Source organism: Ekhidna sp. (genome assembly GCF_965221965.1).
GTDB lineage: Bacteria > Bacteroidota > Bacteroidia > Cytophagales > Cyclobacteriaceae > Ekhidna.
In genome coordinates, this window is the sequence record NZ_OZ244926.1 from 3135911 (window position 1) to 3148646 (window position 12736).

Genomic DNA, 12736 nt, shown 5'->3' on the forward strand with positions numbered 1-12736 from the left:
ACTTTATGTAACGATGAACAGTCACTTGCCTGATCACTTTCCTGCGTATGAGTTGGTCAAAATATGTGCCGCATTTGACCCCTCACACATAATCAAATCAACGATACTCAGATTTGGGACAAAGTTATCACCAAAAAGCTGCGGATAAGAATATGGGTGATATATTTTTCGATCAGAAAAAGGTTTCTTGGGATTGATCAGATTTCGATAATCTGCATCGTACTCTGTTTGGAAGTCTTCTGTGAATGAGATAGTTAGGTCTTTTTGCAATACACGCAGAATCAATTTCATAAACGCGACATTAAGCATGACCAATTCTGGGATTTTACGATCCCATATGCCTTTGAATTCTTCACCGAAATATTCAAAAAAAGGTGCTTTACCATACGCTGAATAAAACGCACCCCAATGATCCTTGACCCATTTTTGAGAATAGTCAACCACTACTTTGCTGGTAGGAGAACCGGTTGAATACCGAACCGGGATGATCAAGGGTTGAACCTTGTTCGAAATAAGAAAATAGGTTCTGTTGCGATAAGTCTGCTTTGGAAATGAATCATTTACTTCAAGACAAACCTCATCATACTGCATCAACAATGCATAATATTCGAGGCAACCTAAATAGTGTGGCTCAATAACGATCTTCCTCATGCAATGATGTTGACATCTCCCATACCTTCTCTCACAATAACTGGCTGAATGCCTGTACAATCAATCACCGTACTTGGGTGCACTTGTCCGTATCCCCCGTCAATCACAACATCCACCAGGTTTTTAAAATCTTCATAAATCAATTCGGGATCCGTCGCATGATCTTGAATATTATCATCATGTATGGAGGTGGTTATGATTGGGTTGCCAAGCTCCTTTACAATCTCACGTGGGATATTATTATCCGGCACCCGAATACCGACTGTTTTCTTCTTTACATTCAGGATTTTAGGAACTTTCGAGGAAGATTCGAGAATAAAAGTGTACGGCCCTGGAAGTGACTTCTTCATCAACTTAAACGTTGGGGTATCCAGGTGCTTCACATATTCAGAAATGTGACTTAAATCATAGCAAATGAATGATAAATTCAGATGCTTACCCTTTATCCCCTTTAGGATACGAATTCGCTCAATGGCTTTCTGGTTGAAAATATCACACCCTAGTCCATAAATTGTGTCGGTTGGATAAATAATCACACCTCCATTCCGTAGGACTTTGGCGACCTCTTCAATCTTCCTTCTTTCAGGATTTTCAGGATATAGCTTTACCAGTTGGGCTGTCATATGAATATCTTTCAAACATAAACAAGTTAGCAAAAGGATAGAATTAGAGGCATTTTACAATCAAAATATCAATTCGTTAAGATTATCCGCTATGGATTAATTTATTTTGCGGAAAATTTCTGCTCAGTTTTAGGGAGGGTCATCCTTATTTATGACAGATGATTTGATACAAGATTAATAGAAAACACATGTCAGAATCAACAATCCAAAAACCGAACGGTAAATTAGGAATCCTTACACCAGGAATGGGTGCAGTTGCCACCACTTTCATGGCCGGGGTATTGAGCATTAGAAAAGGCTTATCAGAACCTATCGGCTCCCTCACTCAAATGGGCACCATCCGTCTTGGTAAACGAACAGAAAAACGGAACCCTCTCATCAAGGACTTTGTGCCTTTAGCATCTCTCGAGGATGTTGCGCTTGGCGGCTGGGATATATTCGAAGACAATGCTTATGAGGCCGCAATGCACGCGAAAGTTTTGGATAAGGACCTTCTTAATGACCTTAAAGAGGAGCTAGAGCAAATCAAGCCCATGAAAGCGGTCTTTGACAAAAATTACGTAAAGAGACTGGAAGGCAGCTACTATAAAAAAGGTGCCAACAAAATGGAGCTTGCTGAGATGTTGATGGAGGACATCAAGAATTTCAAAAAAGAAAACAACTGTGAGCGTGTGGTGATGGTGTGGTGTGGGTCTACTGAGATTTACATTGAAGAAGGAGAAGTTCATTCGACAATTGAAAAGTTTGAAGAAGGTCTTCGAAACAACCATCCGGATATACCTCCAAGTATGATCTATGCTTATGCGGCAATAAAAATGGGTGTACCCTATGCAAACGGCGCACCTAACCTCTCTTGTGACGTAGATTGCCTTGTAGAACTAGCTAAGCAGACCGGTGCTCCTATCGCAGGTAAAGATTTCAAAACAGGCCAAACATTGATGAAAACGATCCTTGCCCCAGGTTTGAAAGCAAGATCACTCGGAATCGACGGATGGTTCTCTACAAACATCCTTGGAAACCGGGATGGTGAAGTATTGGATGATCCGGACAACTTCAAAACGAAAGAAGTATCTAAGCTAGGTGTGCTTGAGCAAGTACTTGAGCCTGAATTGCATCCTACACTATATGGAAACTTATATCATAAAGTAAGAATCAACTATTACCCACCAAGAGGTGACGATAAAGAAGGATGGGATAATATCGATATTCGCGGATGGCTTGGTTACAAAATGCAGATCAAAGTAGATTTCCTTTGTAAGGACTCTATTCTTGCTGCTCCACTTGTTCTTGATCTGGCATTGTTCCTGGATCTTGCACAGCGTGCAGGCATGAAAGGAATACAGGAGTGGTTATCATTCTACCTAAAATCGCCACAGGCGCTGAAAGGTCTGAAACCACAGCATGACATTTTTGTTCAGCTGATGAAGTTGAAGAATACGCTTCGTCACCTGGCTGGCGAAACGCTTATAACAAACTTAGGACTGGATTATTACGACTGATCATAGTCGTTTTTGATCCATCAGCTTAATAGTACTTTGGAGGTCATCTGGATTGTCCACATCATTCCAGGTGTACCCCTCCACTAGTACGGACTTAGCTTCCCTCCCGTCAATCAGCTTTGAAACTGACTCGGAAATGGTGTACTCTTTCTGATCAAATGATTGCTGAAACACTTCAAAAACTTCTGATTTTAATCGGAAAAGACCCGTATCATACCTGTTGTACTCCGGAATCTTTTTGCTTATCGACTTAATGAACCCCTCATCATCTACGAGTACTTTGGTTACATCATCAATATCGATGTGATTGTTTGATTCCCCAGGCATATCAACAGCTAGTTGAAGTGTGGTCTCCAAACCGCTGGATTTTTTCACAAACTCACCAACGAATTCCGGATCGAAGACGTGATCGCCCATCGTAAGAAAAAAGTCTGACATTTCATTTTGTTCTACCCATTCCTTCGCTCTAAAAACTGAAAAACCATTCTCCAAATCAAACCTCTCATTATGAAGTATAGTTATATCAGCATCATGTGTTTTACAAAGATCTGGAAGAGCATCCTGGAGTTTATCAGCACCATAGCCGCTGATAATGCAAAACTTTTTTACACCATAGCTCTTAAAAATTCGAATATGGCGCGACATTAACGTTTCACCATTTAAAGTGACCAGACTTTTTGGAATGCCTGTGTCTAATCGGGTATTTTTACCTGCAGCGAGGATTACAAGATTCAAAATGAAATGATTTTTGTATTAAAAAAAGATGAAGCTTTCGATTCAAATCTCAATGTTACGAAAATGTTTCCAAGTGATATAACTATTTTTGCGGAATGGGGAATTTTCTGAGAGAACGATTTTCAACCTTCAAGCTGGCAGAGGACGCTAAGAAGAACGGATACTATGCTTTTTTCCGAACTTTCCAGTCCAAGCAAGAGACTGAAGTGAAGGTGAATGGGAAAGATGTTTTGATGTTTGGATCAAACAGCTATTTGGGTCTTACTACCCACCCAAAAGTGATAGAGGCTGCCGAGTCAGCTGTTAGAAAATATGGATCCAGCTGTTCGGGTTCCAGATTTTTGAATGGGACCACAGATATGCATGAAAAGCTAGAGAACATGCTCGCCCAGTTCCTCAACAAAGAAGAAGCCCTTGTTTTCAGTACCGGCTTTCAGGTAAACCTTGGTGTCTTGCCTTCAATAGCCAAGCAAGGTGATGCCCTGTTATTAGATCGATTGAATCACGCCTCGATTTACGAGGGAGCAAAGCTTAGTGATGCTTCCACGGTTGTTTTTCGACACAATGATATGCAGGCACTGGAAAAGAAACTCGCTAATCTGCAAGATGCAAATCATCGAATAATCGTAGTGGATGGCATTTTCAGCATGGAAGGAAACATTGCCAAGCTTCCGGAAATAGTTCAACTAGCAAAAAAATACAACGCCTCTGTTATGAGCGACTGTGCTCATGCCGTTGGCGTACTTGGTGACCATGGAAGAGGAACGCCTGATCATTTTGGTGTGACCGATGATGTGGAGCTGATTGGCGGTACGTTTAGTAAGTCCCTTGCTTCATTAGGTGGATTTGTCGCTGGTGATAAAGAAACCATTCAGTATATCAGACACGTAGCTCGTTCACTCATTTTTAGTGCAAGCATGACACCTTCATCAACTGCTGCGACCATCGCAGCTTTAGAAATCATGCAGTCTGATGACTCCAGAAGACTAAAGCTTTGGGAAAATACTAACTACTCATTGAAGCGATTAAAAGAACTTGGATTTGATACCGGATATGCGGAAACCCCGATTATTCCAATCTACATCCGCGACAATGAGAAAGCGTACAAAATGACGATGCGACTGTTTGAAGAAGGCGTTTTCGTTAACCCGGTTGTTGCTCCGGCTGTTGCACCTACTGACACTTTAATTCGATTCTCGCTGATGGCAACTCATACCATCGAACAAATCGACATTGCTATTGACAAGATTTTGAAAGTGGCTGACGAACTGGATGTAAAACGTCAAACCGAAGTAGCTTAAGTTGAAAGTAGCGATCACTGGAGCCAATGGTTTTCTTGGATCATACTTAGTAAAAGAATGCCTCCGTCAGCAGATGGAGGTTTATGCTTTTATACGTGTTGGAGCCAACACTTCTCTCCTACCCAAACATGAGAATCTTCAAGTAAAAAACATTGATTACCGAAAAGATCTGACCTCCCAGTTTGCCACTATCAAACAAGAAGCTGGTCAGGTAGACTTTTTTCTGCACAATGCAGGCATGACCGTGAGTCTTAAGAATGAGGAGTACTATCAGGTCAACGTAGGATTAACAACTACTATTTGTGATGCACTAGGTGAAATCGATTTACTTAAAGATGATGGTGTATTTGTTTACACTTCCTCTTATGCAGCCCCTGGCCCTGCGAATACAAAACGACCTGTTTCTCACTATGGCCAAAGTAAACTACAGGCAGAGCAGGTAATCAGTGAAAAGATGAACAAACATCTTTTGGTTCGGCCAACGGCTATATATGGTGCAGGAGATGAGGCATTCTTACCGCTCTTTAAAGGAGCGAAAATGGGCATTTATCCTGTCACTGACAGCAAGCAGCGCATGACTATGATCCATGGAGCAGACCTGGCACGGATGGTTGTTCAGGATATGCAGAAAGAGACTGGTCCATTGCATTATAATGATGGCAACACATACCTTCACAGTGATTTTGTTGAAATCTTCAAAGATCTCTTTCAAAAAAGAATCAGAACATTTCCCCTTCCGAAATGGCTGGCTAAGTTCTCAATGGGCTCATCCGATGTTTGGCACAAACTCATCAACAAAAGACCTGGAATTACCCTCGAAAAATTTGACGAGATTTCCCAGCATTGGGACCTGCATACAACAGATTTAAGGCACTCCTCTGAAAAGCCTGAAATATCTTTGAGGGAAGGATTCAAAGATGCACTTAAATACTATCAGGAAAACAATCTAATCTGATGTCACTTGAAATAAAGGAAGTCAACACCAAAAAGGAACTCAAGCAATTCATCAAGTTTCCTTTTGATCTTTACAAAGGCAACCCTTACTACGTCACTCCACTTGTCGAATTTGAGATCAGCACGCTCAGAAAGGACAAGAACCCGGCTTTCGACCATGCAGAAGCACAATACTGGGTCGCTAAAAAAGATGGAAAAATAGCAGGTAGGATAGCTGCTATCATATTAGACCCGGAATTGAAAGAGAAGTCGCTGGCTCGTTTTGGCTGGATCGATTTCATAGATGACAAAGAGGTTTCACACCTATTGCTCAACACCGCCAAAAAATGGGCTGAAAACAAAGGAGCAAAAGCAATTCATGGTCCCATGGGATTTACTGATCTGGATTTTGAAGGTGCGTTAATCTCAGGCTTTGATCAAATTGCGACGCAAGCAACCATTTACAATCACTCCTACTATATTGATCATTTCCGTGCCTGGAACATGGAAATAGCCGCCACTTGGGTAGAACTGAGAGGAAAAGCCCCGACCAAGAACCCTGAAAAGGTAAGTCGAGTGGTGAAGCTCATTCAGGATCGATATAAAGTGAAAATAAAGGATTTCAAAAATGCCAAAGAGATCCTGAAATATGCTCCCGGAGTATTTGATGTTTTAAATGAAGCTTACTCTAATCTTTATGGCTACATCCCTCTAACACAGAAGCAAATAGATTACTATGTGGAGCAGTATTTTGGCTTCATTAGAAAAGATTTTGTTTGCGTAGTAGTGAATGAATCAGACGAGGTAGTCGGTTTCGCATTGACGTTACCATCACTCTCAAAAGCCTTCCAAAAAGCCAAAGGGTCACTATATCCTTTTGGCTTTATTCATGTCTTAAAAGCTTTTTATTACAATGACACAGCGGACCTCTTTTTGATCGGTGTGAAACCGGAATATCAAAAGCTAGGCGTGCATGCACTTATTTTCGATTATCTGCAAAAAATCTATGAAAAGCACGGCATTAAATACATGGCCTCAGGTCCAATGCTGGAAGACAATAAAAATGTGCTGAACACCTGGAGTGAATTTGATATCGACATTGGAAAAATAAAGCGCTCCTGTTTCATCAAATATTTCTAGTCATTTTTTGTAGTTTCACGTAATGGGAGCATAATGCCTGCCTTTGTCGCAGACAGGCTCGATAATTATTGAGCATAATTAGCTGCGATAATTGAAATTGCATCAAATCTCTTTTTTCTGAAAATAAGACTTAATGGAGTTGAGAAACAAACATGCATTGATCATTGGTGGATCCAGCGGGATCGGACTGGCGACTGTCAAAAAGCTAGCATCTCATGGTTGCAATATCACAATCATCCACAGAGACAGACGTCAGGGTTTGGCCGACCTGGAATCAGTAATTAATGAACTAAAATCCAATCATGACATTTCAATTACCAATTTTAACATCGATGCAACCAACGCTGAAAAAATTCACGAATGTATAAGTGACATTTCCGAAGGTGGTATAAAAAAATTTGATATTGTTCTTCATGCCGTTTCAAGGGGAAATCTGAAACCTTTTGTTTCCGATGGCCCTAAACTGAACTCACAAGATTTGGCTCTAACAATAGACGCGATGGGAACCAATCTTCGCGTATGGGTTGATGAACTTATAAATAGAAATTTAATTGGTGAAGGCAGCCGAATATTGACATTAACTTCCGAAGGAAATGATAAATTTTGGGCAGGTTATGGAGCTGTTGCACTAGCAAAATCCACACTAGAGACACTCTCACGATACCTGGCAATTGAGCTGGCTCCTAAAGGCATGACTGTCAATATTATTCAGGCTGGAGTTACAGACACGCCCTCTTTACGACTGATCCCCGGAGCTGAAGAATTAATTGAACAATCGAAAAAAAGGAATCCGTACAAGAAACTCACTACCCCTGAAGACGTGGCTAATACGGTTTATCTATTGTCACAACCTGAAGCTAAATGGATTAATGGTGCACTGATTCACGTGGATGGAGGCGAACATCTGATATGAGTGCTTACGAAAAAATATTACGACTTCTTCCGTACAAACGTCCCTTTTTGTTTGTTGACGAGATCACTTCCATCAACGAAGAGGGTGCTGTTGGAAACTATACCATCAAAAAAGACGAGTTTTTCTTGGAAGGACATTTTCCCGGAAATCCCGTCGTTCCTGGTGTGATCTTGACTGAGATTATGTGCCAGATCGGGCTAGTAACGCTAGCCATGTATTTGATGGATTTAGACGAGCATTCTAAGGTTTTACCAGCCTTCACAAGTGCCAATGTTGATTTCCTCTCTAAGGTAATCCCTGAAGACAAACTTATTGTTGAGTCAAAAAAAGTCTATTTTCGCTTCGGAAAGTTAAAATGCACTGTTTCCTGTAAAAAAGAGGATGGAACTGTAGTGGCCAAAGGAGAGTTAGCAGGGATGGTAGTGAAATCAGAAGCATAAATTTTGGAAAAACATAGAGTTGTAATAACCGGACTAGGAGTCGTATCCGCTAATGCAATTGGCGTTGATAATTATGAAAAAGCATTGCGGGAAGGGAAATCCGGAATCAAGCATTGGGAAGAACTAGATAAAATCAACCTGAGATGTCAGATTGGTGGAGCCCCCGATCTTTCTTCGGTAAATCTAGGCGATCATCTGCCACGATTGCTAGCAGAAAAAATCACTAACAAAGGCATTCTTTATGCAATGCTCGCAGGTGTTGAAGCATGGAAAGATGCCGGTCTTGAGCCCAACACAGAAAATACGGACTACAACTCGGGGATGATCTTCGGAGCAGGTGACCTCAGCTTCGATAGCTTTATCAATCGGGATTTTCCTGCCTACCCAATCGATAATGGGGAAAGTAGAAAGTTGGGTTCACGAACCATCTCTGAGTGCATGAACAGTGGGGCTGCCGCTTACCTTAACAATATTTTAGGTTTAGGAAACCGAATTCAGTCCAACTCATCTGCTTGTATAACAGGGTCAGAAGCTGTTTTGATGGGATATGAACATTTAGCCCTCGGAAAAGCCGATCGCATGATATGTGGGAGTACCGAAGGTGATGGAAGATATATCTGGGCTGCATTCGATGCGATGAGGGTACTCTGCTCAGATTCAAACGACAATCCGGAGTTTGGATCAAGACCCATGAGTGATTCCTCAACAGGGTTCGTCCCATCCGGTGGATCCGGTGCATTAGTTCTGGAGACACTTGAAAGTGCAAAAGCCAGAGGTGCTAAAATCTATGGAGAAATCTTAGGTGGACATGTAAACTCCGGTGGCCAGCGAAGCGGTGGTACAATGACGGCTGCAAATCCAGAAGCCGTTCAGGATTGTATCAAACGAGCCATAAAAAGTTCTGAAATTGATCCTAAAGAAATCGACCTCATCAACGGGCACCTTACCTCTACAAAAGGTGATCCGGCAGAAATAAGGAATTGGGTTGCTGCTCTTGGAAGGTCAGGTGATGGTTTTCCTCTGATTAACACACCCAAATCTATGATCGGTCATGCAGTAGCAGGGGCTGGTTCGGTCGAGCTGGTTGCCAGTGTATTGCAATTGCATAAAGACTTTGTGCACGCCAATTTAAATGTCGAAAATATTCATCCAGAAATTTCTTCAGAAATTTTTGGGGGTTGTATCCCAACGAGTTGCCAAGACAAGGAAGTGAACACTATTATCAAAGCTAATTTTGGCTTTGGTGATTTAAATTGCGCGCTCGTTTTAAGGAAATACAAAGAATGATGACTAGAGAAACTGTAAAAACCGACCTGATTAACATCATAAAGCCTTACCTTCCTGAAGATGTAATGGCTACTGAGGTGTCTGAAGATAAGCACCTGATCAATGATTTGATGATTAATTCTGCACACATCGTAGATATCGTGCTGGATATTGAGGATAAATTCGACATCATGATTGATGATGACGTGATTGGTGAAATGAATACCGTTCAGGATTCAATCGACGTAGTTTTGAAAAAGACTGCCTAATCTAGTTGGTCAACTCCTTCAATAACTTTTGATCATATTTCCTCTGAATGATATTCAGAGGCAGGTAGCCTAATGTCCAAATAAGACTGGCAACCAAATAGATCTCAAATCTTCCAAAGAGTGCAGAAACTACCATCGCATTGCGGTGGGTATTGCTTCCACCAAGCCATGCCCACCAAAATAGCATCTTAAAATTCCATTTCTTATAAAGTGGATCGAATTCCTCGGGATTATTTTCTGCAAGTTCACGCATTTTTCTACGCTCCTCAGGTGATCTTGTAGTAGAGCTTATCTGCTTACCCGTATAGTCCAGGTTGATATAATGCATGATTCTATGATGCCATTTATCTCCTGTAGGTTTGATTTCATCCTTAGTCAATGGGATATACCCTGCTTGAGATTTCCCGACCAGAAAAATGTATTCAGACTTATAAAACTCATAAAGTCCCGCCTTGTAACTGTGTGCAAGTCCTGCCGCTACCATTAACAGAAGTATCCAGTATCCATAAATAGGGATAAGAAAAAGCGTTCCTCCTATGTAACATGAGATAAAAACCAGGTTATCAATTAAGCCATCAATCTGACGTCCAAGTTCAGAAGACTGACCAGTCATTCGAGCAAGCTGACCATCGGCACTATCAAGCACACCTGCCCATGTCACAAGAAACCCTCCAAGAGCTACAATCCAAAATTGATCCTGATAGTAAAATAGTGATCCTCCAACAACTCCTATCGCTAAACTGATGATGGATACCTGTGTTGGCGTCATTTTTAGCCACTTGGCTGCATTGGCGAAGTAAAGTCCGTAGAACCTGCTAAAATGAAGATCGTAGCGCTCTTCTACATCAATTAACTTAATAGTGGATAATACCTTGTCCAGGTGATTTTGATATCTCCTCTTGAAGTAGTTGAGCATTGATTACTTGTTTCGCTTAACTCGTGAGAATAGAGAAATCTTGTTGTCAAACAAAAACTGCCAGATAACCTTCGAATAGCTTTTGTGCGCATAAAGATTATCATAGTGCTCAGAAGCAATTTTCTTTAACTCGGGGAGCTTTGATCCCGGAATGGTGGGAAAGTCGTGATGCTCATTGTGATAGCCTACATTCCAGATCAACTTGTTCCACCATCCATAATATGAGTAGGTTTCCTGACCTTCTTTATACACAAAATGTTCTGCAACGAAGTGACCTGAGATAGGGTGTAATCCTGTAGCTAACGCTGTAGAAAGCCCCAGATACAGAAATCCTTCCCATCCCGCCAAAAAGTAAAATCCAACCATAGCAGAAACCTGCACAATGGCATTGATGATTTGCCATTTATCTGGCACCATTGGATGAACAAATAAAGGACGGATGGCATAAATCGGGATCTGAATAATCAACCAGACAAATTTTCCAATGGGTCCACGAAAGAATCTGGCCTCCCATGAAACCGCCAAATCTGTATCGACTCCTTCCTTTCCCTGATGCCAGTGATGTTTTGCGTGATATGCTTTAAATGCCATAGCAAATGGCACTACAAGCGGGAAGTTGACTATAATAGCCAGCCAATTATTTAGAACTTTCTTCTTGAAGGCCAGGTCATGCGTGATCTCATGAACAGCCAATACAATAATGTGTGTAAGTGTGGTTCCAACTAATAGTACAAGTAAACCGAATAACCACGGATTATCCGGTAGGAAAAAAATTGGAATAGCAAGCTGTAATGCCGCCACAAATAATGTCTTAAAAATCAATGAAGGATCGTTCCCAAATAGCTTTTTAACTTCTGGATGCTCCTCCATGATCACTTTTCTCCGCTGAAAGTGAGGTTCTTTCTCTTCGCTTCTTATAAAATCTAAGTCCTTCATAATCAACCGCAAATTTAACTAATGGGGACGTAAAAAAGTTCTTGACATAAATCCGCCTACTTTATTGAGCATTCCCATTAAAAAATCAGCCTTTCGTTTTCCAAATGCTGAAACTGCGTCAGCATTGAATGCTCCTACGCCGGCCAGTACTTTCTCCCGGAATTCCCTGATCAATGCAATGTCCTCAGACACAAACACCACCTCTTGCTCAAAATAATAACTTACCAGATCGTAATTACTACTCCCAAAAATCAATTTTTCATCATCTATCAAAATGGCCTTCATATGTGACATCCCAGGGTATTCCTTTAAGTGGAAATATCCCTTTTCCTGCTCTGATAAAATGATGTTCTTAAAGATCGACTTATTGTTCTCCTGTGGAGAAATAACAGTGATCTCTACACCCATGTCAGCAATCGATCGCAATACCCCCAATAATGGCTCAGAAATATAAGGTGAGATCACCTGCACTTGCTTTTTAGCACTTCTAATGTGGTCAAAAAATGATTGATAGAGCTTTTTGCTTTTGGATCCGTTAAAGAGATATAATTGGCCCTGATCAGTTTCAATGGTTAGCGACTGATTTTGGCCTTGCCAGGTCTTTTCAAAATCCTCTACCAAACTCCTTCCCAGCTTCTGATCCGACACCTCTACCATCATGTCGTGCCAGGCAAAATTGTGATCACTAAAATTTATTCCTCCCAAAAAACTTACCTCCCCATCAATAATGACCATTTTTTTATGGTTTCTGAGAGGATATTTAAGAGCTAAAAACCCAATGGGATTGGTGAATTTCACCTCTATCCCATTTTGGTGAGCTTCCTTTACCAGCTTAGAAGTCTCTTTTACCTCATTTCTAAATTCAAGATCCTGAAGGTATTTGAGAGAAGGTATGAATTGATCATTAATAACCAACTTAGAGTAGCTATCTATCAAAAGCTTTTTCTCTTTGGCCGGACTTGATTTCATTACTTCAACCAGCCACTTGCCAGCTTGATCCCCTTCGAAGGTCATTGCCTGAGCATAAAAGGTCTGGGATGCATTTGAAGCTACCTCCTCCAGCCTTTTCATAAAAGCCTCTGAACCTAGTAAGATCTTTGATTTAGCCAATGAA

The 12736-nt window shown here is 41.1% G+C and carries 14 protein-coding genes; 8 read left to right on the forward strand and 6 right to left on the reverse strand.

Annotation, left to right across the window (positions count from 1 at the left end; translation table 11 throughout):
* Positions 1-33: 33 nt before the first annotated feature.
* Positions 34-651, reverse strand: a complete 618-nt coding sequence (locus tag ACOQON_RS14725) for a WbqC family protein (RefSeq protein ID WP_420576181.1) — start codon at positions 649-651, stop codon at positions 34-36.
* Positions 648-1274 carry an L-threonylcarbamoyladenylate synthase gene (locus ACOQON_RS14730; protein ID WP_420576182.1) on the reverse strand — a complete coding sequence of 209 codons (627 nt, stop codon included), beginning with the start codon at positions 1272-1274 and terminating at the stop codon, positions 648-650. Before ACOQON_RS14730 ends, ACOQON_RS14725 begins: the two co-directional genes overlap by 4 nt.
* Before the next feature lie 188 nt (positions 1275-1462).
* Here ACOQON_RS14730 and ACOQON_RS14735 point away from each other — a divergent pair, with 188 nt between their 5' ends.
* Positions 1463-2773: an inositol-3-phosphate synthase gene (locus tag ACOQON_RS14735; protein WP_420576183.1), complete on the forward strand. Its 1311-nt coding sequence runs from the start codon at positions 1463-1465 to the stop codon at positions 2771-2773.
* Here the strand turns inward: ACOQON_RS14735 and ACOQON_RS14740 are convergent, their stop codons facing one another.
* Complete coding sequence (locus ACOQON_RS14740; protein WP_420576184.1) at positions 2774-3508, reverse strand: NTP transferase domain-containing protein; 735 nt, start codon at positions 3506-3508, stop codon at positions 2774-2776.
* Between the two features lie 95 nt (positions 3509-3603).
* Between ACOQON_RS14740 and ACOQON_RS14745 the strand changes: the two genes are divergently transcribed.
* The 7 genes from ACOQON_RS14745 to ACOQON_RS14775 all read left to right on the forward strand — a co-directional run bounded on the left by ACOQON_RS14745 (position 3604) and on the right by ACOQON_RS14775 (position 9770).
* Complete coding sequence (locus ACOQON_RS14745) at positions 3604-4809, forward strand: aminotransferase class I/II-fold pyridoxal phosphate-dependent enzyme (RefSeq protein WP_420576185.1); 1206 nt, start codon at positions 3604-3606, stop codon at positions 4807-4809.
* Between the two features lies 1 nt (position 4810).
* Positions 4811-5764 carry an NAD-dependent epimerase/dehydratase family protein gene (locus ACOQON_RS14750; RefSeq protein ID WP_420576186.1) on the forward strand — a complete coding sequence of 318 codons (954 nt, stop codon included), beginning with the start codon at positions 4811-4813 and terminating at the stop codon, positions 5762-5764.
* Positions 5764-6882, forward strand: a complete 1119-nt coding sequence (locus ACOQON_RS14755; RefSeq protein ID WP_420576187.1) for a hypothetical protein — start codon at positions 5764-5766, stop codon at positions 6880-6882. Before ACOQON_RS14750 ends, ACOQON_RS14755 begins: the two co-directional genes overlap by 1 nt.
* A gap of 133 nt (positions 6883-7015) precedes the next feature.
* Positions 7016-7795 (forward strand): SDR family oxidoreductase, encoded by a 780-nt coding sequence (locus tag ACOQON_RS14760; protein WP_420576188.1) that lies wholly within the window; start codon positions 7016-7018, stop codon positions 7793-7795.
* Positions 7792-8235 carry a 3-hydroxyacyl-ACP dehydratase FabZ family protein gene (locus ACOQON_RS14765; RefSeq protein WP_420576189.1) on the forward strand — a complete coding sequence of 148 codons (444 nt, stop codon included), beginning with the start codon at positions 7792-7794 and terminating at the stop codon, positions 8233-8235. The genes ACOQON_RS14760 and ACOQON_RS14765 overlap by 4 nt, the downstream gene beginning before the upstream one ends.
* A gap of 3 nt (positions 8236-8238) precedes the next feature.
* On the forward strand, positions 8239-9522 hold the full coding sequence (locus ACOQON_RS14770; RefSeq protein ID WP_420576190.1) for a beta-ketoacyl-[acyl-carrier-protein] synthase family protein: 1284 nt from the start codon (positions 8239-8241) through the stop codon (positions 9520-9522).
* Entirely contained in the window at positions 9519-9770 is a 252-nt protein-coding gene (locus ACOQON_RS14775) for an acyl carrier protein (protein WP_420576191.1), read from the forward strand. The genes ACOQON_RS14770 and ACOQON_RS14775 overlap by 4 nt, the downstream gene beginning before the upstream one ends.
* Position 9771: 1 nt before the next feature.
* Here ACOQON_RS14775 and ACOQON_RS14780 read toward each other — a convergent pair whose 3' ends face one another.
* Genes ACOQON_RS14780 through ACOQON_RS14790 form a run of 3 tightly spaced genes read right to left on the reverse strand, consistent with a single transcriptional unit; the run spans position 9772 to position 12732 of the window.
* Positions 9772-10686, reverse strand: a complete 915-nt coding sequence (locus ACOQON_RS14780; protein WP_420576192.1) for a CDP-alcohol phosphatidyltransferase family protein — start codon at positions 10684-10686, stop codon at positions 9772-9774.
* Positions 10687-10689: 3 nt separating this feature from the next.
* Positions 10690-11622: a fatty acid desaturase gene (locus tag ACOQON_RS14785; protein ID WP_420576193.1), complete on the reverse strand. Its 933-nt coding sequence runs from the start codon at positions 11620-11622 to the stop codon at positions 10690-10692.
* Positions 11623-11640: 18 nt separating this feature from the next.
* Positions 11641-12732, reverse strand: a complete 1092-nt coding sequence (locus tag ACOQON_RS14790; RefSeq protein WP_420576194.1) for a phospholipase D-like domain-containing protein — start codon at positions 12730-12732, stop codon at positions 11641-11643.
* Positions 12733-12736: the final 4 nt, after the last annotated feature.